The sequence below is a fragment of the Gordonia sp. ABKF26 genome (assembly GCF_041103195.1).
In the GTDB taxonomy this organism is placed as follows: domain Bacteria; phylum Actinomycetota; class Actinomycetes; order Mycobacteriales; family Mycobacteriaceae; genus Gordonia; species Gordonia terrae.
In genome coordinates, this window is sequence record NZ_JBGCVZ010000003.1 from 4,502,695 (window position 1) to 4,523,732 (window position 21,038).

Genomic DNA, 21,038 nt, shown 5'->3' on the forward strand with positions numbered 1-21,038 from the left:
CGTCGACCCGACGCGGCCGCGGCACACAACTGGACCAGACTACCTGGCGAGGACGTCCAGCTCCAAAATGGCGGACCCACCGGCCTCCGATCGTGCACTTCTCAGAAGTAACTCCACGGCGACTGCAGGTCGGTCAGTGCGATCACCAGCCAGTACGCGATCCACACGACCAGGATGAACGCGCCGATGATGATCGCGGTGAGCGCGATACCGTCGCCGGTCTGCCTTCCGCCCGACGCCGCGATCTGTTTGCGTGCGACGATCCCGAGCACCAGTCCGACGATGCCGCCGATCCCGCTGCACAGCAGACCCAGCAGCGAGGCCACGAGGGCGCCGACGGCCAGTGTGTTGGTCGACGAGCCGTCTGCGCCGCCCTGAGACGGATCGGCGGAGCGCGGTTCGGCCGGACCCTGTTCGGCAGAGCGGCCCTCGCCGGGCGGGGGGAACGGTTGCCCGTGCCGACCCGGAGCAGGCCCCTGCGGGGCCTGGCCGTAACCCGGCGGGGGGCCGTAGCCCGGCCGGCCGGACTGGCCGTGACCCGGGTGCTGACCGTGGCCCGGCTGCTGGACATGACCATGCTGCGGGCCGAATCCCTGCTCCGGACCCAATCCCCGCTCCGGGCCAGGGCCCTGCCGAGGAGGCAGCGGCGGCTGTCCCGGTGGCGGTCCCGAAGGCGGCCGCGTCGAGATCACGCGGGTCGAGCCATAACCGGACGGGGGCGGGCCGGAGGGTGGCGGGCCGCCTGCGGTGGGTGGCGGCGAAACCGGCTGCGCAGACTGCGGATTCGACACGCCGTCGGTGCGGATGACCTGGGTGACACCGTCGGCCGGACTGTGCGACTCGGGAATCTCCGTGTCATCGGGCCCGGCCCCGGGTGTCGAGGTCACCGGAACCGAGTCCGGCGCGGCGTCGGGAACCGACGCCTTCTGGGTCGGTTCCCACGGCGACGGGTCGGTCGCCGAGGAGTCCGTGGGCGGTCTGGGTGATGAGGCCGGATCCGTCGGATCGCTGCCCTCGGTCGGAGTGGTCATCGGATGCCTTTCACCATGCCGCGCCGCAGCAGGACGACGCGGGGAGATGCGTGCACGCCCACCCGGCCGTGCATCTTGCACAGCTTAGTGAAAAGGGGCTCCGAACTGGGCCGAAGTCGATGACCACGACCCCGGAACGGCCCAAGATTCGTTCAGTAGTAGTAGACGGAGTCCGTGGAATTCCCGGCCGCGATGGCCACGATGATGATGGCGACCCACACGATCGCGCCGACGATGGCGAGAGCGCCGGTGATGATCCCGGCGAGTGCCATGCCCGATCCGGTCTGCGTGTCCCCCGCCTGCTCGACCTCGCGTCGGCTCATGACACCGAGGACCACCGCGGCGATGCCGACCGGGAACGAGATGAGGAAGCACGCGGCGAGCATCACCAGCCCGACGATTCCCGAGATCAACGCCCCGATGGCCTTGCCGTTGGTGCTCTTCTGCGGTGGCGCGTATCCGTAACCGCCGCCGTAGGGCGCTGCGCCGTACGGGTTCTGCGACCCGTACGCACTGCCGTAGGCGGGCGCCTGGCCTGCCTGGTACGGATCGTTGTACTGACCGTAGGTTCCGCCGGGCGGTTGCGTGTAGGGGTCCTGGCCCGGCGTCCCGTACCCCTGGCCGCCGGCCGGCGATCCGTAAGCACTTTGGCCGTACTGGTCCTGGCCGTAGACGTTCTGGCCGGACGGGTTCTGCCCGTAGGGGTTCTGGCCGTATGCATTCTGGCCGTAGGGGTCCGACGACGGGCCCGGCTGGTAGGTCTGGCCGTACTCGGTCGGCGCGTACTCCGGAGCGGCACCCTGGCCCTGGTCACCCTTGCTGAGGTTGGGGCCGGAACTGCCCGAGGACCCCGAACTCGGCACCGTACCCCAGTCGTCCTGGCCCTGGCCCGAACCCTGTCCCGGTGGATAACTCACGCACAACCCCCATGTAGATCCGACACAATGTGTTCACCAGCCTAACGACTAGACTCGACCGGTGTCTGGCGTCATCTCCGGCTTCACGGTGATCTTCATTGTAGTCGGGGTGGGTTACGTCCTCGGGCGCACGCGTGTCATCGGCGACCATGCGCACGAAGTCCTGTCCCGCCTGGTGTTCTTCGTCTTCACCCCGGCACTCCTGTTCCACTCGATGGTCACCTCCGACCTGTCGGTCGTCTTCTCGGCGACGCTCGTGATCGCCGGTGGCACCGCATTCCTCATGGGCGTCGTCTACGTGGTGATCGCCAGACTCTGGCTTCGACGCGCGGTCCCCGAACTCGTGATCGGCGGCCTGTCGGCGTCCTACGTGAACAGTGTGAATCTCGGACTGCCGATCGCCATCTTCGTGCTCGACGACGCGTCGTTCATCGCGCCGTTGCTGCTGTTCCAGATCCTGATCTACTCACCGGTGGCACTGCTCGCACTCGATCTCACCGCACTCGACCGCGACTCGGGGCGCTCACTCCTGCGGGACTCCCTGGTCGCCCCGATCACCAATCCGATCGTCGTCGGCGGACTCGCCGGACTGGCTCTCTCGCTGATCGGTTGGACGCCGCCGGCCGCGGTCATGTCGCCGCTGAAGATGCTGGGCGACGCCTCGGTACCCGCGGCCCTGCTCGCGTTCGGGTTGTCGCTGACCGGCGTCGCGGTGTTCAAGAAGGGGCAGAGCCCCCGCCGCGACATCGCGCTGGCGAGTGTTCTGAAGATGATCGTCATGCCGATCACCGTGTATGTGGTCGCCCGCTGGGGCTTCGGACAGCAGGGCGAGGCCCTGTTCGCCCAGGTCGTCATCGCGGCGTTGCCCACGGCACAGAACGTCCTGGTGTACGCCACCCGTTACCGGCGCGGGCAGATCCTCGCCCGGGACACGGCGCTGATCACGACCCTCGCGTCGATTCCGACCATCATGGTGGTCGCGCTCCTGCTCGCGTGACCGGTCAGGCGTCCGGCTCGTCGCGGGGCACGTACTTGACGTCGACGCCGCCCATCAGCGCGAGTCCCGTCACCCGCACGACCGGTGCACCGGGGCGAGACGCCTTCTGCGATCTGCCGCTGAAAGCACCCATGACGCCGAGTCCCCCGATCTCGACGGTGACCCCGTCGGGCACCTTGATCTCGACGCCGCCCATGATCGCCACGCACTGCACCGTCAGTACCGGAGCGGTGAACTCCACCTCCCGCAGGTCGAGTTCGACCCCGCCCATGATGGCGGTGGCGGTGAGCTGATCGGCGACCACCGCTGTCCCCGACAACTCGCTTCCGGACATGATCGCCAGTCGGTGACGAACGGCTGCATCCGAGCTCCCACCTGTCACCCGTGGCCCGGGTGACAAGCTGGCCGCGGGCATGGCGACGCCGAGCTGCGCGACCGGCAGATCGTCGGTCAGTGCATCGAGATCACCGAAGGTCTTGGCGAGCACCGCTTTTCCGGCGCGCTCCTCGTACTCGACAGGTGAGAGACTGCCGTGCGCCATGGCGGCGGAGAGGATCTCGTGGACCAGTTCGCGGTCCGCGTCCGCGGCACGGAGCCGGGCTCGACGGTCGTCGGGAATCGGGAGTTCGCCGGGTTCGGTCACGTCTGCAGACCCTAGTGGGCCGAGTCCTGCTCGACCACCCTGATCTTTCCCGGAGTCGACCCCGAGTGCCGATTCACCTGCGCTCTCGTCACGACGACCCGGCTGCCCAACCGGCCGACGAAAGCCCCCGCTGAGCGGCATAATTCGTCAGGTCCGGGCGGGACGGCCGGCCGGCGACCATCGGAGGCGAAGATGAGCCAGCCCCACGACCCGGGCCGGCCCGGCGCAGGCCAGCCGGGACCGACCCCCTCGGGACACCAGTCGCCGTACGACTCCCCATATCCCCAGCAGCCGCCTATCCCTGGCGGCGGATACGAATCGTCGGGGGGCTTCGGGCAACCCGGCCCCTACGGTGGTTACCCGCCGCCCCCTCCGCCGCGCAAGGACCGCGCCGGGATGCGACGATGGGGAAAGATCCTCACGCTGGTCGGTGTGGTGATCCTGGTCCTGTCCGTCGCGGTGGGGGTGATCCTCGCGGTCGCCGGCATCGGGAACGTGGTCGACCAGGCGGACAAGGCGTTCCAGGTCGATCCCACCGCCGAGCAGTACTACGACGCCGGCGACGAGTTCCAGTTGTTCAGCACCAGCGCCTCGAATGGCGTGCCCGCCTGCGAGATCACCGGTCCCGCCGCGCTGGCACCGGGGACGAACACGACAACCGAGTTCACCTTCGACGGCTCCGGAGTCGAATCGTTCGACTCCTTCGAGGTCGTCGAATCCGGCACCTACTCGTTCCGATGCGATTCGCCCGCCGTCGTCGCATCGCTGGACGCATCCGGCATCTTCAGCGGCGTCGGGGGTGTGCTGCTGGCGGTCTTCGGCGGTGGACTCGGTGGTCTGCTCGCGCTGGTGGGCATCGTGCTCTGGATCGTCGCCGGCCGAAAACCGACGACGGCTTGACGACGCCATCCGTCGTACGTCGTCGCGCGGCGGCGGCGGCGGAGGCTGATCGAAGTCAGCCGCGGCGGCGTCCCTTTCGAGCCCGTAGGTAGTCGCCGACCACGGCGGCACCGAGACCGTCGACATCCGGTGCCACCACGCGTCCGCCGATCCGGCGCGCGATCTGGTCCATGAAATGCGCCAGCCCAGGATCCTCGCCGAGCCGGAAGAACGTGACCTGGGCGCCGATTCGCGCGACATGGTCGAGTTCGCGGACGGTCAACGCGATGGTCTGCGGGTGCGGTGGATAGAAGAAGAACGGTTCCCCGCTGGGGTCGAGATGCGCGGTCGGCTCACCGTCGGTGACCACCAGGACCACCGGCTGAGCATTCGGGAACCGTCGGAGGTGCCGCTGCGCGAGCAGCAGCGCGTGGTGCAGGTTGGTGCCCTGCTCCATGCGCGGCTGCAGTCCGGTCAGCTCGGCGATGTCGATCGAGCGCGCATACCTGCCGAACGCGATGAGGTGCAGCTCGTCGCTGCGGAAACGGGTGGAGATCAGGTGGTTCAGGGCGATCGCGGTGCGCTTCATCGGCGTCCACCGGCCCTCCATCTCCATCGAGAACGATGTGTCGACGAGGAGCACGACCGCCGCCTGTGTCCGGCTCTCGGTCTCCGAGACCTCGACGTCGCGGACATCGATGCGCACACCCGACCGCGCCATCTCCGAAGTCGCCAAGGACGGCTCGGTGGTCTCGGAGACGGTGCGCAGCACCGCATTCGAGACGGTGCGGGTGACATCCCAGGGATCGGTGTCACCGAACTCCCACTCACGGGAGGCGCCGGTCGGCTCACCCAGCAGCCCGGTCTGGCGGGTCTGGCGGTCGCCGCGGCGGCCCGACAGCTGTTCGGCGATGTCCCGGAAGATCGACTGACCGAGCTGACGCATCGCCTTGGGACTCAGGCGCAGCTGCCCGTCGGCGGTGCGGTCGAAGAATCCCTGTTCGGACAGTGCTTTCTCGAGCTCGGCCAGCATCCGGGCGTCGACCGCCGCATCGTCGCCGAGCTGGCGGGCGAGCGCATCCAGGTCGATGTCGTCCATCTGCGCGCCCGCGTACTGCTGCGACAACTGCTCGGAGAGCGCTTCGAGTTCGGAGATGTCACGCAGGGCGGCGGCGCCCTCACCCAGTCCCATCGGCTGATCGCCGGAGAAGGATTGCGCGTTGTCCCAGTCGAGACCGGGCCGGGCCGCCCGGAGTTGCGAATCCATCTGCGCGAGTTGGTTCATCAGGTCGGGCGAGCCGAACGCCTGCTGCGCCAGCTGATCGAGTTCGGCCCGTTGCTCAGGGGTCAGCGAGTTGTAGAACTGTTGCGCCGCGGCCGCCCGCTGGGCGAGCGAATCGATGAGTTCTTCGGTGTTGCGCGGGTTCTCCGGGAAGAACTCGCCGTGCTTCCCCATGAACTCGTCGAACGCCTCCGCGGTGTCCTCACCCCGGTTGTGCGCCTCGAGGAGCTTGTTCAGATCCCCGAGCATCTCCGAGATCCGTTGCCGATCCTGCTCGTTCGCACCCTCGAGCGCTTCCTTCATGCCCGCGAAACGTTGATCGAGCAGTTCCCGGCCGAGCAGGTCCTTGATCTTGTCGTAGTCCTCGCGAGCCTGCGGGCTGCGCCAGTCGTACTCCGACAGTTCCTCGACGGCCTGTGCGGTCGAGGGCGGGAGACTGCCGATCTGCATCTCGGCGAACCGGGCGTCGTCGTCGAGGTCACGCGCGAGCTGTTTGCGTTCTTCGAGAACCGCGCGGTCGAGGAGTTCGCGGATCTCGGCGAAGGTGCCGTCGAGGTTCCGCTTCTTCAGCAATTCCTGCCGGCGACGGTTGATCTGTTCGCGCAGCTTGTCGAGTCCTCGCATGTCCGGCGTCCCGCGACGCAGCAGCTCTCGCAGGGCACGCTGCGGCGACGCGCCGGCCATCACGTCCTCGCCGATCGTCTCCAGCGCCTCGCGCAGATCGACCGGCGGCGCCAGCGGGTCGGGCCCGCCGGTGTACCGCTGGTAGCGCGAACGATGGAAGCTCTTGCGCGCCATGTGTTCTCCTCGTTGTCCTAGCGGCGCGTTCAGCCGTAGACCGTCTGTCCGGTCTCGTCGGCCTCTTTGCCGATGCGACGAGCCAGGAACAGGCCCTCGAGGGCCAATTCGACAGCGCTGGCCCGCTCCCCCTCGCTGTCGGCCTCCAGCCGATCGGCGATCTGGTCGAGGACTGCCGCAGTGGTGTCGGGCGACGGGATGGACTCCAGCAGGTCGCCCGCACGCACGCGATCGCCGGTCACGACCGGTTCGCCCTCTTCGAGCGCGGAGACCAACGGCGCCATGTCGATTCCGCCCAGATGTGCCCGCACCGCGTCGGCGATGGACTTGCGCATCAGGTGTTCGAGGATCTCCAGTTCACGACCCTCTTCACCGGACTCGAACTCGATCTTGCCGCGCAGCACCTCGATCACCGACTCCAGATCGACGACGCGTGCGACCGCCTGGTCCTCCCCGGTGACGGTCGCACGGTGAAGTGCGGCCGCGGCAACGGTTTCGGCGCCGGCGATGGAGAATCGGGCCGAGACCCCCGAGCGCTGGTCGATCGAGGGATGATCGCGGGCGTAGCGGGTGAATCGCGCCAGGATCTCGGTGATGAACGTCGGGACGCTGGCGGTGAGGTCGGCCTCCTGCTCGATGACCGACACCTCGTCGTCGAGTTCGAGCGGGTAGTGCGTGCGGATCTCGGCGCCGAAGCGGTCCTTGAGCGGGGTGATGATGCGACCGCGGTTGGTGTAGTCCTCCGGGTTGGCGCTGGCCATCACGAGGACGTCGAGCGGCAGGCGCAGCGTGTAGCCGCGGACCTGGATGTCGCGCTCCTCCATCACGTTGAGCATGGACACCTGGATGCGTTCGGCGAGGTCGGGCAGCTCGTTGATGGCGACGATGCCGCGATGTGCGCGCGGGATGAGCCCGAAGTGGATGGTCTCCGGGTCGCCGAGACTCCGCCCTTCGGCCACCTTCATCGGGTCGATGTCGCCGACGAGATCGGCGACCGAGGTGTCCGGCGTCGCCAGCTTCTCGCTGTATCGCTGGGAACGGTGCCGCCATTCGATCGGCAGGTCGTCGAGGAGGTTGGCAGCTTTCCGGATCGATCCCGGGGTGATCGGCTCATACGGGTGCTCGCCCAGCTCCGAACCCGTGATCACCGGCGTCCACTCGTCGAGGAGGCCGACGAGCGTGCGCAGGATGCGCGTTTTGCCCTGGCCGCGCTCGCCGAGCATCACGACGTCGTGGCCTGCGATCAGCGCACGCTCGAGTTGCGGGATGACGGTCGCCTCGAAGCCCACGATGCCGGGCCAGGGGTCGCGGCCCGCGCGGAGCGCCGACAACAGGTTGTTGCGGATCTCGTCGCGGATGCTGCGCTGCACGTGGCCGCTGGCACGGAGTTCGCCGAGGGTCCGGGGCGACGGGTGGCGGGTTTCGGTCGATTGAGAACCATGGGTGGTGACGTTGTCCTCTGGCACCTGATCCACGCTACTCCGAGTTGGGATCTGCGTCTGCGCCGTTGCGGTCGCCTACCCGGCAGGAGCGGGCGTCCAGGCCGGGTCGCGTCCGATGAAGCCCATCAGCCGGCTCACCACGTCGGCATCGTCGGGCACCTCGACCTTCGGGCCGTACTGGCCCGAGCTGCGCAACATCTCGTCGATGGACGCCATGCCGTCGAGGAGGCGTCGCGCGAATGCCGCGTCGAGGTCGGGTGTCAGTCCCTGCGATCGCGCGAGATCCCAGGTGTGCATGAACACGTCGGCGGTGTAGAACTGGTCGACCGCGTCGGCGAGGCGGTGTTCGCCTGCCATCGGGTGGGTGAATGTGTCCTCGGCCGACGGTCCGTCGAGAAGGGCCTGAACCCCCGACGCATGCGCCGACCACGCCCCGGCCGGGTCGTCGGCGACGGTCGGGCCGGCCGGGAGCTCGACGCCGCCGGCGGCGAGGAACCCGGTGAACCAGTCGACGAGGTGGGCGACGACGTCGCGCGCCACCCATCCGTCGACCGGCGTCGGGGCGTTCCAGTCGGTGACGCCGGCGACGACGTCCGCAAAACCGGCGGCGACGTCACGGTGGCTCGCAGCGGCGTCCAAGTCTGCGATGGTCATGTCCGGGGACTCAGACCGTGCCGTCGGACAGCATGCGGTCGAGGGCGGCGTAGCCCTCGTTGACGCCGACCTCCATCCCGGAGGCGAGCCAGCCGTCGCGGGCTTCGAAACTGTCGCAGAGGGATTGGGCGTGGAGTCGCGTCGTGCCGTCACCGAGGTCCTCGAACCACAGGGTCTCCAGCGACACCGCGTCGGGCATGCCGAGGAACGTGAACGTCTGGACGATCTTGTCCTCGCCGACGGTGTGGAAGCAGCCGCGGAATCCGAACTCCTGTCCCTCGTGGGTGGAGACATAACTCCAGCTGCCGCCGTCACGGACGTCCCACTCGACGATCCGGCTGCTGATCGCCTCCGGCCCTACCCACCGGACGAACAATTCGGGATCGGTGTGGGCCTTCATCAGCTGCGCGGGCGTCCCGCGGAAGTCGCGGGTGATCCGGATCAGCGGCACCTCCTGATCGGCTTCGATGGCGGCCTCGGGATAGCGGGTCTGGGTTGCGGTCATGACGCCTTTCCTTCCTTGTGGAGTGGTTGTTCGACCTCGAGGTCCGGCGCTGTCGGATTGTCGGCCTCGGGGCCGTCGTTCATCTCGGCGAGCAGCGCGTCGAGACGCTGGTAGCGCTCCTCCGCCCGCTTCCGATACCGCTCGATCCACTTGGTCATGAGGTCGAACACCTCGGCTTCCAGATGGACCGGACGGGTTTGGGCCTCCCGGGTGCGGGTCACCATGCCGGCGTCCTCGAGCACCTTCAGATGCTTGGAGACGGCCTGGATGCTGACGTCGTACGGCTCGGCGAGCCGGCTGACCGTCGCATCCGAGACCGCCAGCCGCGCGACCATGTCACGCCGGGTGGGGTCCGCGAGTGCGGCGAACACCTTGGACAACTCGTCTGCCATTCGAACTCCTCAACCGTTTGGTTGAATACGATCGTGCGCCCCTTCGGGGACGTTGTCAACCCCTTGGTTGAATAACCGCCGGGGCGGCTTGGAGAGAACCCCGGGCCCCGCAAACGACAACTCCCACCACCGGCCGGTGGGCCGAGGGTGGGAGTTGTCGAGGGTGGGTGCGGTCAGGCGGGCCCGATGGGCGCCTCGCCACGCAGGGTGATCCGATGCATCACCCTGCGGGCATCGCCGTAGTCGCGGTTCGCGTAGTGCAGCGTGTTCCGGTTGTCCCACAGCACGAGGTCGCCCAGACGCCAGCGGTGACGGACGATGTGCTCGGGCTTGGTGAGATGCGCGTAGAGCAGGTCGAGGATGCCGCGGCTCTCCGCCTCGGAGACACCGTCGATGTGCGAGGTGAAGCCGGGATTGACGAACAACGACTTCCGTCCGGTCTCGGGGTGGATGCGCACCACCGGGTGGGTGACCGGCACCAGCTCGGTGACCTCTTCGCCGTCCCACGTGTTACCGCGGCCGTTGCGTCGTTGCTTGAGGTAGTAACCGAACTCGCGGTTGCCGTCGTGCACGGCCCTGAGTCCGTCGATCATCCGGCGGATCGGCTCCGACAGCGACCGGTACGCGAGCTCGGCGTCCGCCCAATTGGTGTCACCACCGTTGCGCGGCAACACCACTGGGCGGAGGATCGAGCCCATCGGCGGACGCGGCATGAAGGTGACGTCCGTGTGCCAGACGTCGGCGAATCCGTTGTCGGCGCTGTCGAGCGAGTAGACCTCATTGGGGACGTCGCCGCTGTTCCACACCGGGTGCCCGAAGGTGAGGTCGCCCAATCGATTTCCGAATCGGATATGCGCCGCGTCGTCGAGATCCTGATCGCGCAGGACGATGACCTTGTAGTCGATCAGCGCCTGCCGAAGCGCGGCGACCTGCGCATCGGAAGCGGATGCGACGTCGACGCCGCGGATCTCGGCGCCGAAACTCGGCCCGAACTCGTCGATGTCGAATTCGACTCCGCTGGAGATGGTTCCGGCGTCAGTACGGGAAGCGGTGGCGACGGGGTGTGCGGTGGTGGTCATGAGGATCGTTCTCCGGGTCGAGGAAGGCGAGGGTGGGAGCGGGGTGCGCCGGCGGCGAACCGTGGTGGGAGCCGTCCGCCCAGTTCATCGAATGGAGAGTGCACTTCCCACCGCCGACCGGACCCCCATGTGACCCCGGAGCGCTCGATGAGCGACCGGGCCTCGTGGCGCGCGGAACGGTGGTGGTGGACACCCGTACTGTCTATCCGTCCGCCGCGCCGCCGGACAGGGTTGAGCCCACGGTGAGGAAAAGGGCGGGCCTCAGGCCACTGCGGCTTCCTTCACGGCGGCTCCGATCTCGGCGCGCAACGCGGCGTACTCCGGCGAACCCCGCAGCTCCTCGGGTTCGACGCCGGTGCGCGGCAACGGCGAGGTGAGATCGAGCGCGACACGTCCGGGACGCTTGGTGAGCACGACGATCCTGCTGCCCAGGAAGGCCGCCTCGTCGGCGCTGTGCGTGACGAAGACGTTGGTGCGTCCGTTGTCGGAACTCACCGCACGCACATCCTCCTGCAACCGTTCTCGCGTCAGTGCGTCCAGCGCCGCGAACGGCTCATCGAGCAGGAGCAGGGAGGTCTCGGCCGCCAGCGCGCGGGCGATCGCGACGCGCTGCTGCTGACCGCCGGAGATCTCCCAGATGCGCCGGTGGGCGGTGTCGTCCAATCCGACCCGTTCGAGGAGTTCGTCCCGGCGCGCCGCCCGTTCGGATTTCGGGACCTTCGCATACTTGAGTGCGAGATCGACGTTGCCGCCCACGGTCTTCCACGGGAACAGACGCGGTTGCTGGAACACGACACCCGAGGACACCCCGGGCACCGGGGCAGCGCCCGAGACCACCACCTCACCCGACGTCGCGGGCTCGAACCCGGCGATCAGCCGCAGGAGGGTGGACTTGCCGCATCCGGATGCACCCACCAGCACCAGGAACTCCCCCGGCGGGACGTCGAGATCGACCGGGCCGACCGCGGTCACCGCGTCCGCACCCGTCCCATACCGCTGGGACACGTTGTGCAGGCGGATCGCGCCGCGCTCACCCGCGGAGCGTCCGGTGTCGACGATCTGGCTACTGCTGCTCGAGGACACCCGGCAATCCCTCTGTGTAGATGGCATCTCGGAAGGTCTCGATCGGCGGGGCCGCGGGGATCTGCTGCTGCTCGGCGAGGAACACCGCTGCGCTGTGCAGATTCTCGGACAGATTGCCCGGGTTGCCCTGCGTGCCCAGCCACGTCGGACTCGTGAGCTCCGCGACGGTGAGGTAGGTGCCCTGCTTCAGCTGGTTGGCCGCATCCTCCGGGGTCGTACCCAGTTGCGCGGCGATGGCGTCGGCCGCGGCCTGCGGGTCGTCCTTGATGAGGGTCAGCGCCCGGGCCTGGACCTGACGCCAGGTGTTCACGACGTCGGGGTTCGCCGCGGCGAAGTCACTGGAGACCACCCCGAGGTCGAGCGTGGGCTTGCCGGCGGTGGCCAACTGTCGACTGGCGATGAGAGTCTTTCCGTCCTGGCGCAATTCGTCGAGGGTGGGCAGCCAGGTGTAGACCGCGTCGATGTCGCCGCGTTGCCAGGCGGCCAGCGAGGCCTGCGGTTGCAGGTCGATCAGGTCCACGTCTTTCGGGTTCACGCCGGCCTGGTCGAGCGCGGCGAGCAGGCTGTAGTGGGCGGTGGAGGCGAATGCCGTAGCCACCCGCTTGCCCTTGAGGTCGGCGACGGTGTTGATCCCGGTTCCGTTGCGCGCGACGAGCGCCTCGTTGTCGCCCGCGACATCGAGGACGAAGGCCACCTGGTACGGGATGTTCAAGGGCGCGGACAGTCCGCGGGCCACCGGACTGGAGCCGATGGCGGCGAAGTCGACCTCTTTGGCGACGAACGCGGTGTTGATGTCGGCACCGGAGTCGAACTTGGTCCACTTGATGTTGTAGTCCGGCAGGGCCTCTTCGAGCCAGCCGTTGTTCTTGACGATGAGGTCGCCGCTCGGGAAGGACTGGTAGGCGAGCCGGATCGTCGGCTTGCTGTCGTCGCCGGAGTTGTCGACCGAGCACCCGGCGAGTATCAGCGTCATCGCGGCGATCACCCCGAGCACCGCACCGAACCGCGAGCGCAGTCCGTTCGATCGCCCGAGCCGGCTCGAGCCGGTCCCCCTGCGTGTGATTCTCATGTCCCTCAGACCTTTCCGCGCCACGGCACCACTCGGTGCTCGATTGTTCGAAGGAGCCCGTCGATGATCAGTCCGGACAGACCGATGGCGATGATGCCGACCAGTACGACGGGTGTGTTGTTGTAGTTGCTGGCGTCCTTGACCACGCCACCGATTCCGGGAATGCCGTTGAACAACTCGGCCGCGACCACCGAGGAGTAGGCGATGCCGACCGAAAGCCTTACACCGGTGAAGGTCTCGGGCAGCGCCGACGGCACGACGACGTCGCGGATCACCTCGGACCGCGACGCACCGAGCGCGCGGGCAGCCTCGATGAGACCCACCGGCGCGGCACTGACCGCGGCGGTGGTCGCCACCGCGGCAGGCGGCAGCGCGGCCAGGGCCAGCAGCGTGATCTTGGGAGCCTCGTCGATGCCGAGCCAGATGACCAGCAGGAAGAAGTAGGCCAGCGGCGGCAGTGCGCGCAGGAACGTCAGCCACGGTTCGAGCAGTCGCCGGAGCGACACCACCGTTCCCATCGCCAGTCCGAGCAGGACTCCGAGGATCACACCGATGGCCACGCCGGCGAAGACCCGGCGCAGGGTCATGTACAGGTGTTCCCACCAGTAGTAGTCGGCGTAACCGCGGACGCCGTCGTGCGTGGTGGACATGTCGACGAAGGCCCGCCACACCGTGCCGAGACGCGGCACGAAGGTCTCGCTCCAGATCCCGCTGACGGCGACGAGCTGCCACACCGCAGCGAACACCACCACCGACAGCAGCGGGAGTCCCACCCGGGTCAACAGTGATCGCACGCGCGAAGAACCACCGGGCGACGTGCGCTCCGCCCCACCACCCGCTTCTTCCGGGGTGATGTCCACAAACAAGGTCACCGTGCATGTCTAGACATCGCAAACCCTCACGAACAGAGTTTTCGTCGTCGAGAGGAAAACTATCGCCGGATGCATACAAATCCGGCGCGATGTGCTTGTGGCGTGGGGTTTCTCTGGTCGCGTCCGTGTGAATCGCCTAGAACACGAACTGCGCGGCCACCTCGGCAACGCCGGTCAGCGCGGACTGGACGCGAGCATGCAGTGCCAGTCCGGCGGCCGACCACGCCGGTTCGTCGTCGAGGTCGGCGTCGTGTGGTCGGGCGTTCCACGCGCCGTTCCACTGGGTCAGCGCCGCTGCCAGCTCGGGGTCGAGGCCCAAGCGCGACGGGTCGGCGGGATAGTTCTCCGTGAAGCTCTCCCAGAGCGGCCCCGCGCCCCACTCGGGGAACATGCGGATGAGCCGGAGTCCGTCGGGGAGCACCACCGGTCGCGACCCTGCGGCGCGGGAGGCGAGGTATCGCATCTGCATATCGGATCGTCTTCTCCGCGCGGCCTGTGTTCGAGCCGGCTGCCGATAGTCGTATCCCGACAGCCACTCCAGACGCTCACCACCGGACGGATTTTCGACGACAGCCAGCGACCACAACTTCCCTTGATCGGTGAAGAAGTAATCGGCGTCCGAGATCACCGTGGTCACATCGCATCCGGAATAGTCGAGGACCTCCGCGCAGTAACCGGACCCGTCGTACTCGAAACCGAAGAGTCTCAACCGCGTCTCACCGCGGGCGTCGCCTCCGCCCGGCCGAGCTGTCTCGGTGTTCGTCATCAATTCACCCCCCCGAACGGTCAGGGTCTCACAAACGCTCAGCCGCGCGAAACGACAAACCCCCTTCGCGACCGAGGTGCGCGACAAGACACCTCCGCGCCCCGAGGAACGCAAGCGACGAGCCCTCCCCCGCCCCCTGAGGTGCGAGGAGCGCAAGCGACGAGCCCTCCCCCGCCCCCTGAGGTGCGAGGAGCGCAAGCGACGAGCCTCGAAGGGTTCGCAACGGGGTTCAGCCCAAAGATCTCGGACTCAATTGTTCGACAGCGAGCCAAATCCGAGACGGATGGGACAGAAGTTCACCCATGTGAACGATCCACGCATAGTCAACGGGAAACGACGCACAGTCGACGAAATATGGTGCACAGTAGATGATTTCGCGAATATCGGTTGTGGAATTTCCTCGAAATCGAAAGCATGTTCCCGTACAGTGGAGACATGCCAGAGCTCGCCACTCTCCTCGACCACCTCATCGAGACCACCCCGCCCACCGACGACCCCACCGGCGCAGCAACATTCGACGCACTGAACACACTTCGACTCATACGCAATATCGCCGACCACCAGATCGTCACCCACACAGCACAACTCGACGAACTCGGCGTCGCACAAAAGGTCGGCAGCACCACCAAGAAGATGCTGATCGAATCAGGGCACGCACCGAGCTCGGCCCACCGCGTCATGCGCAGCGTCGACGCCCTACCCACCCTCCCCACGCTTGCTCGTCACGCCGCCGACGGACGACTCACCGCCGAAATCGTCGACGCCATCATCCGCGGAGTGAACCACATCGAAAAGCGGTGCTCGGCACCTCTTTCCGACGAAGACAAGACGGCGCACGAAATCGAGCTCCTCGGCCAAGCACTCTCCGGGGCAACGCCGACACAAGTCCTCCAACACGCCCGCACCATCGGCAACACCCTCACCGACGCCGACGACACCGGCATCCCCACCGCCGACGACTCATCCTTGAACTCGGTCAGCGCCCACACCACCGACGACGGACGCATCGACATCCGCGCCGACCTCACACAAGTCGTCGGCGAGAAGTTCCTGGCCATGATCGACGAACGATCCTGCCCACGCCCCGAACCCGACGGCGCCCAGGATCGACGCACCGCGGAACAACGCCGCGCCGACGCCTTCGAGCTGATCCTCGACCAAGCAGCACTCGGAGCCACCCTCGACACCGTTGGTTCCCCACGGACACAACTCATGCTCACAATCCCCGCCACCGGCGCCGACCCAGCCACCCTGCCCTGGACCGGATCCGTCAGCCATGCAACAGCGAAACAGCTGTCATGCGACGGGTCGCTGACCGAAATCGTCCTCGATGCTGAAGGCGTACCCCTGCAGATGGGACACACCCACCGGCTGTTCCCACCACACCTAAGGCGAGCGATGATCGTGCGAGACCAGTGCTGCATCAAATGCGGTGCACCACCGTCACACACCCAGGTGCACCACATCGAGCACTGGGCCGACGGCGGACCCACCGACCTCGACAACGGCTGCCTGCTCTGCCAACGCTGCCACACCCAAGTCCACCACCACGGGTGGGACATCGTCATCGGCTACGACCGCCATCCATGGCTCATCCCACCCGCCTCGATCGACCCACAACGCCGACCACTCCACGCCTACAACCGACGCACCATGCGACTCGACAACGCCGCCTGACACTCCCAATCGACCAGAACCCTCGCGCAGCACCTTCCGCACCCGATGCTTGCTCGGGACCGCATCCGTCCTTTGACAACTGCACAGTGACACAACAGTCGGCTCCGTTCCCGGTCGAATCGTCGGCCGGGAACGGGCCGCACTGCGAATTCTCGTCGCTACTCCGTCCTCGCCACCAGGAGCATCAGCGGGTGCCGGCGAGTCCGCGGTTCTCCCGCATCAGGCAGCAGCGGGGCAGCGGTTGTCGGCTGCGGTCGTCCCCCAGGCCGACGCCTCAGCTGAACGCCAACCACCCCGCGAGGCCGAGTCCGCAGACTCCGACCACTATCCGAAGTGGTCCGGGCGGTAGGCGTTTCACCACGGGCGGACCACACCATCCACCGGCCAGGCAGCCGACGGCCATGGCGAGCGCCGCCCACCACTCGACGGGTCCCCAGATCATGAATCCGACGGCGGCGACCGTGTTGGCGATGCCGAGGAACAGCGATTTGGACAATGCTGCGCGCCACAGTGGTTCGCTGGTCACCACGAGCATCAGCGCGAGGATCATGATCCCGGCCCCCGCGCCGAAGTATCCGCCGTACACCGAGATCAGCGTCAATCCCAGGATGAACACCCAGGGGCGTTCGACGTGTGAGGTCGCCCAACGTCGCAGGACGGGTTGTACGAGTAGCGCGACCGCGGCAATCGCCACGAGGAACGGCACAACGGCCTCGAACGCCTCGGCCGGCGTCGAGAGCAGCAGCACCGCACCGACCGTGCCACCGATCAGCGAGGCTACTGCGCCGATGATCAGACGCCGCCGGTCACCGTCGAGGAGGGAGCGTCCCGACTGTGCGGTGCTCCCCACCCCGACGGCGACCAGCGCGACCGTGTTCGTGACGTTGGCGGCGATCGGACTGAGCCCGACGGCGAGCAGCGCGGGATAGCTGACGATCGAGGCCAGCCCGGTGATGTAGCCGATCAGGCCTGCGCCGAACCCGGCGACGACCAGTAGAGCGAGCTCAGTGAGCGAAATGGCGCGCCCCGGTGAGGTAGAGCGTCACGCCCGCCTCGTCGGCCGCCTCGATCACCTCGTTGTCGCGAATCGATCCACCGGGCTGGGCAACGGCTTTCACCCCGGCCGACAGCAGTACCTGCAGTCCGTCCGGGAAGGGGAAGAACGCATCCGACGCCCCGACGCTGCCTGCCGCTCGGTCACCCGCGCGCTGCACGGCGAGATGCGCGGAGTCGACGCGGTTGACCTGCCCCATGCCCACCCCGACCGACGCACCGTCGGAGGCGAGCAGAATGGCATTGGACTTGACCGAACGACATGCCCGCCAAGCAAATTCGAGGTCGGCGAGAGTCTGGTTGTCGGCCGGCGGTCCGGCCACGAGGTTCCAATTGGCCGGATTGTCACCGTCGGCGTCGAGGACGTCACGCTGCTGCATCAGCAATCCGCCCGACACCGGCTTGGTCTCGATCCCGGTCGCCGCCGGCGGGGTGGCCACCAGGACTCGGATGTTCTTCTTCCGGGTCAGGACCGAGAGCGCGCCGTCGGCGAAACCGGGCGCGACGATGACCTCGGTGAAGATCTCGGCGACCTGCTCGGCCATCTCCACGGTGATCTCGCGATTCGCGGCGATGACACCGCCGTAGGCGCTGATCGGATCGCAGGCATGCGCCTTCCGATGCGCCTCTGCGATGTCGGCACCGATGGCGATCCCGCACGGGTTCGCATGTTTGATGATCGCGACCGCCGGGGCATCGAAGTCGTACGCGGCGCGCCAGGCGGCGTCGGCGTCGGTGTAGTTGTTGTAGCTCATCTCCTTGCCGTGGAGCTGCTCGGCGGTCGCGACCCCGCCGGCGCCGGCGTTTCCGACATACAGCGCGGCCGCCTGGTGCGGGTTCTCGCCGTAGCGCAGCACCGCGGAGCGGGTCCAGGTCGCCCCGGCCCACGCCGGGAACTGCGAGTCGTCCTCGGGCGCAACGACGCTCGACATCCACGACGCCACCGCGACGTCGTAGTCGGCAGTGTGCCGGAACGCCTTTGCCGCGAGCTTCTTCCGGTCGGCGAGGGAGAAGCCCTCCGCGGCAACGGCCTCGGCCACCCGTGCATAGTCCTCGGGATCGACCACGACGGCGACCGACGGATGGTTCTTGGCTGCGCCGCGCACCATCGACGGACCGCCGATGTCGATCTGCTCGATGCACTCGTCCGGCGTCGCGCCCGAGGCCACCGTCGCGGTGAACGGGTAGAGGTTGACGACGACGAGATCGAATGCGGCGACGCCCAACTCGTCGAGCTGCGCGACATGATCGGACTTTCGGGTGTCGGCGAGGATGCCTGCGTGAACCTTCGGGTGCAAGGTCTTGACGCGCCCGTCGAGACATTCGGGGAAGCCGGTCAGCGTCGACACCTCGACGACCGGGACACCCGCGCCTGCGATGGTCTTCGCGGTCGATCCGGTGGACACGATCTCCACCCCGGCCGCATGGAGCGCCGTCGCGAGATCGGTGAGACCGCTCTTGTCGTAGACACTCACCAGCGCGCGCCGAATCGGTCGACGAGAACTGTCAGGGCTGTGTGCGTTCACGGGATGCGGGCCTTTCGTCCATCGATGACTACTCCTCTGGTGACCAGTGCGGCCACCACGTCGGCGAGCAACACGCGCTCGACCGTCTTGATTCGCTCGTGCAGGGTGTCGGCGGTGTCGTCGTCATCGACGGTGACCACCTGCTGGGCGAGGATCGGACCGGTGTCCACGCCCTCGTCGACCAGGTGGACCGTCGCGCCGGTGACCTTGACGCCGTAGTCGAGTGCCTCGGCGACACCGTGGGCGCCCGGGAAGGCGGGCAGCAGCGCCGGGTGACTGTTGACGACACGTCCACCGAACCGTCCGAGAAAGGCCGGGCCGAGGATCTTCATGAACCCGGCGGTCACCACCCACTCCGGTCCGATCGCGGCGACCTGCTCGGTCAGCGCACGATCCCACGTCGCGCGGTCGGCGTGGTCGGCGACACGGCAGGTGATGAGCGGGATCTCGTTGCGCTGCGCGACCTCTTGCGCGCGGCACACACGGTCGACGACGATCGCCGCAACCCGAAACGGGGAATCCTCGGCGCCACCGCGCGCGATCAGCGACTCCAACAGCGAACCGGTGCCCGACGCCATCACCACCAGCGGGGTGCGGCCGGGTGCCGTCGGGGATGTCACGTCGTCGAGACTAATCGCCGCACGTTGCGCCACCCGAGCCGGGTGCGACGCCGTCGGGCCGGCCGCACACCGGGGCGCCCTGCCGGCGGGGTTCGCCTCAGCGTTGCCGGGACGTGCCGTGCGAGCCGGGATAGAGGTCGTAGTCCGCATCGTCGGCGAGATCGGTCTCATCGAGATCGTCGTCGTACACGCGGTTCGCCGCCGGTTCGGAACCGGACGGAGAGTCGGCGACCACGGAACCGTCGTCGCGTGCATCGGCATCGTCGAGAGGTTCGTCCTCGCGGGGCTCGTCGTCGTACTCGTAACCGTCGTGATCGGCATCCTCGTAGTCACCGTCGTCGAACTCGGAGTACTCCGCGTACTCATCGTCCTCGTCCAGATCGGTGACGATGACGTACTCGTCCTCGTAACCGGGATCGAGCGGGTCGTCGAAGTACTCGTCGCCGACGGCGAGGCGGGCTGCGCGGGTCGACGGCAGGAAGGCGTACACCAGCACGATCAGCAGGCCGACGACCGCGATCCAGCCCAGCGTGAAGACCCCGGCCGCCGACACGGTGACGGCGACGTCGCCGAACTCCCCGAGCGTGCCGCCCGCCGCGACGGTCAGGACGGCGACCGCCGAGGCCCCCACCGCCGCGGCGACTCCCACCAAACGCACATGAGCCATGGGATCGAGGTCTCGGCATCGCCAGCCGACGAAGCCCGCGACGCCGGCCGGCACGAGCAGACCGACGAATCCCCAGGCTCCGGCGCCCGGCCCGTCGGGCAGGACCGCGAGCACCGGGACCGGCGGCACGGCGCCACCGCGAACCGTGAACAGATCGACCGTCATCGCGCCGAGCTGCACGTCGGAACCGACGAGCACCGCCATCGCGGCGACCATCACGTTCGGGAGATACAGCACCGAGAGCAGGCAGAGTCCCAGGAATCCGTCGAAGTCGTAACCGGTCTCGATCAGCTCACCGATCTGCCCGTGCCGCATCAGCATGCGCAGGCACACGAGTACGGCGCCGGCGACGAGCAGCATCAGTGCCGCGACCAGTCCGTATCGGAAGCCTCGACGATCGGCGTGGGAGACGCGCCCACGGACCGCGAAGTCCCGGCGTCGACTCCACACGATCCCGGCCAGGGCGGCGCCACCATGCACGCCCAGCGTGTACAGGAACGCGACGAGCGCGCTGGGCGTCTGGATCGGCAGGACCGATCCACCGTCCATCACGACGGCCAACGACATCGCGGTGATCAGCACCGGGCCGATCACCGCCGAGAAGACGACGGCCCCCAGGTCGAACAGATCGTGCCGATCGCGTTCGGCCGAGTTCGTGCCGATCGAGACGGCCCGAGCCGTCAGCCGGGCCGTACCGGCGGCGACGATCAGTGTCGGCAACAGCGGCAGCACGCCGACGGTGACCCCGCTGATCGTCACCGGCACCTGGTGGATGGCCAACCAACCCGAGGCGATCGCGCTCGGGAGTCCGGTCAGGCCGCTGCCGGCCAAGAGCAGCACCGCAAGCATGACGACGATCAGGGTCACCAGCGCGATCGCGGGAACGGTGAACGCCACCACCGCGAGCTGGCGGGCCGAACCCTCGGCCGCCGTGCGCTGCGCACGACGCGATCGCCGCAGGTTACGAAGCTGCGACGCCAGATTGTCCGTGGTCGGGTCCGGCTTGAGGGAAGGCATCGTCATGAGCCTGACACGGTCCCGGCCGACGCCGTCGTAGACGCGCCGAGTGAGCCGCGAAAGGGAGGC

Annotated in this window: 20 protein-coding genes; 3 read left to right on the forward strand and 17 right to left on the reverse strand. The window is 67.8% G+C overall.

Annotated features, from left to right (window positions below):
* Nucleotides 1-101 precede the first annotated feature (101 nt).
* Both AB4Z55_RS20840 and AB4Z55_RS20845 read right to left on the reverse strand, forming a co-directional pair.
* The gene (locus AB4Z55_RS20840) at nt 102-1,031 is read right to left on the reverse strand and encodes a DUF4190 domain-containing protein (protein WP_369520431.1); all 930 of its coding nucleotides are present in this window, start codon (nt 1,029-1,031) and stop codon (nt 102-104) included.
* Nucleotides 1,032-1,183: 152 nt separating this feature from the next.
* On the reverse strand, nt 1,184-1,948 hold the full coding sequence (locus AB4Z55_RS20845; RefSeq protein ID WP_354563289.1) for a DUF4190 domain-containing protein: 765 nt from the start codon (nt 1,946-1,948) through the stop codon (nt 1,184-1,186).
* A gap of 61 nt (nt 1,949-2,009) precedes the next feature.
* On the opposite strand from AB4Z55_RS20845, the gene AB4Z55_RS20850 reads away from it, so the two are divergent.
* On the forward strand, nt 2,010-2,945 hold the full coding sequence (locus tag AB4Z55_RS20850) for an AEC family transporter (protein ID WP_033203689.1): 936 nt from the start codon (nt 2,010-2,012) through the stop codon (nt 2,943-2,945).
* Nucleotides 2,946-2,949: 4 nt separating this feature from the next.
* On the opposite strand, the gene AB4Z55_RS20855 is transcribed toward AB4Z55_RS20850, so the two are convergent.
* Nucleotides 2,950-3,588 (reverse strand): DUF1707 domain-containing protein, encoded by a 639-nt coding sequence (locus AB4Z55_RS20855; protein WP_004020064.1) that lies wholly within the window; start codon nt 3,586-3,588, stop codon nt 2,950-2,952.
* 396 nt (nt 3,589-3,984) lie between these two features.
* Here AB4Z55_RS20855 and AB4Z55_RS20860 point away from each other — a divergent pair, with 396 nt between their 5' ends.
* Nucleotides 3,985-4,488: a hypothetical protein gene (locus AB4Z55_RS20860; RefSeq protein WP_369520432.1), complete on the forward strand. Its 504-nt coding sequence runs from the start codon at nt 3,985-3,987 to the stop codon at nt 4,486-4,488.
* A gap of 55 nt (nt 4,489-4,543) precedes the next feature.
* On the opposite strand, the gene AB4Z55_RS20865 is transcribed toward AB4Z55_RS20860, so the two are convergent.
* From AB4Z55_RS20865 to AB4Z55_RS20910, 10 genes are all read right to left on the reverse strand, one after another.
* A complete protein-coding gene (locus AB4Z55_RS20865; protein ID WP_004020066.1) occupies nt 4,544-6,547 on the reverse strand; it encodes a VWA domain-containing protein in 2,004 nt (667 codons plus the stop codon).
* A gap of 29 nt (nt 6,548-6,576) precedes the next feature.
* The gene (locus AB4Z55_RS20870) at nt 6,577-8,022 is read right to left on the reverse strand and encodes a sigma 54-interacting transcriptional regulator (protein WP_369520433.1); all 1,446 of its coding nucleotides are present in this window, start codon (nt 8,020-8,022) and stop codon (nt 6,577-6,579) included.
* A gap of 42 nt (nt 8,023-8,064) precedes the next feature.
* The gene (locus AB4Z55_RS20875) at nt 8,065-8,643 is read right to left on the reverse strand and encodes a maleylpyruvate isomerase family mycothiol-dependent enzyme (RefSeq protein WP_248644934.1); all 579 of its coding nucleotides are present in this window, start codon (nt 8,641-8,643) and stop codon (nt 8,065-8,067) included.
* Nucleotides 8,644-8,653: 10 nt separating this feature from the next.
* Entirely contained in the window at nt 8,654-9,148 is a 495-nt protein-coding gene (locus AB4Z55_RS20880; RefSeq protein ID WP_004020069.1) for an SRPBCC domain-containing protein, read from the reverse strand.
* A complete protein-coding gene (locus tag AB4Z55_RS20885; protein ID WP_369520434.1) occupies nt 9,145-9,540 on the reverse strand; it encodes an ArsR/SmtB family transcription factor in 396 nt (131 codons plus the stop codon). The genes AB4Z55_RS20880 and AB4Z55_RS20885 overlap by 4 nt, the downstream gene beginning before the upstream one ends.
* A 173-nt stretch (nt 9,541-9,713) precedes the next feature.
* The gene (locus tag AB4Z55_RS20890; protein ID WP_354563284.1) at nt 9,714-10,619 is read right to left on the reverse strand and encodes a TauD/TfdA family dioxygenase; all 906 of its coding nucleotides are present in this window, start codon (nt 10,617-10,619) and stop codon (nt 9,714-9,716) included.
* A 261-nt stretch (nt 10,620-10,880) separates the two neighbouring features.
* On the reverse strand, nt 10,881-11,702 hold the full coding sequence (locus AB4Z55_RS20895) for an ABC transporter ATP-binding protein (RefSeq protein ID WP_369520435.1): 822 nt from the start codon (nt 11,700-11,702) through the stop codon (nt 10,881-10,883).
* A complete protein-coding gene (locus AB4Z55_RS20900; protein ID WP_248645551.1) occupies nt 11,683-12,675 on the reverse strand; it encodes an ABC transporter substrate-binding protein in 993 nt (330 codons plus the stop codon). Before AB4Z55_RS20900 ends, AB4Z55_RS20895 begins: the two co-directional genes overlap by 20 nt.
* A 101-nt stretch (nt 12,676-12,776) precedes the next feature.
* Nucleotides 12,777-13,643: an ABC transporter permease gene (locus AB4Z55_RS20905; RefSeq protein WP_369520436.1), complete on the reverse strand. Its 867-nt coding sequence runs from the start codon at nt 13,641-13,643 to the stop codon at nt 12,777-12,779.
* 136 nt (nt 13,644-13,779) lie between these two features.
* Complete coding sequence (locus AB4Z55_RS20910; protein ID WP_369520437.1) at nt 13,780-14,409, reverse strand: hypothetical protein; 630 nt, start codon at nt 14,407-14,409, stop codon at nt 13,780-13,782.
* 414 nt (nt 14,410-14,823) lie between these two features.
* Between AB4Z55_RS20910 and AB4Z55_RS20915 the strand changes: the two genes are divergently transcribed.
* Nucleotides 14,824-16,086 (forward strand): DUF222 domain-containing protein, encoded by a 1,263-nt coding sequence (locus tag AB4Z55_RS20915; protein ID WP_369520438.1) that lies wholly within the window; start codon nt 14,824-14,826, stop codon nt 16,084-16,086.
* Nucleotides 16,087-16,360: 274 nt separating this feature from the next.
* Here the strand turns inward: AB4Z55_RS20915 and AB4Z55_RS20920 are convergent, their stop codons facing one another.
* From AB4Z55_RS20920 to AB4Z55_RS20935, 4 genes are all read right to left on the reverse strand, one after another.
* Nucleotides 16,361-17,104, reverse strand: a complete 744-nt coding sequence (locus AB4Z55_RS20920) for a sulfite exporter TauE/SafE family protein (protein ID WP_081486988.1) — start codon at nt 17,102-17,104, stop codon at nt 16,361-16,363.
* The gene (gene purH, locus AB4Z55_RS20925; RefSeq protein WP_101820355.1) at nt 17,091-18,665 is read right to left on the reverse strand and encodes a bifunctional phosphoribosylaminoimidazolecarboxamide formyltransferase/IMP cyclohydrolase; all 1,575 of its coding nucleotides are present in this window, start codon (nt 18,663-18,665) and stop codon (nt 17,091-17,093) included. Before purH ends, AB4Z55_RS20920 begins: the two co-directional genes overlap by 14 nt.
* The gene (gene purN, locus AB4Z55_RS20930) at nt 18,662-19,285 is read right to left on the reverse strand and encodes a phosphoribosylglycinamide formyltransferase (protein ID WP_064571217.1); all 624 of its coding nucleotides are present in this window, start codon (nt 19,283-19,285) and stop codon (nt 18,662-18,664) included. Before purN ends, purH begins: the two co-directional genes overlap by 4 nt.
* A gap of 97 nt (nt 19,286-19,382) precedes the next feature.
* Nucleotides 19,383-20,969: a DUF6350 family protein gene (locus AB4Z55_RS20935; RefSeq protein ID WP_369520439.1), complete on the reverse strand. Its 1,587-nt coding sequence runs from the start codon at nt 20,967-20,969 to the stop codon at nt 19,383-19,385.
* Nucleotides 20,970-21,038 lie beyond the last annotated feature (69 nt).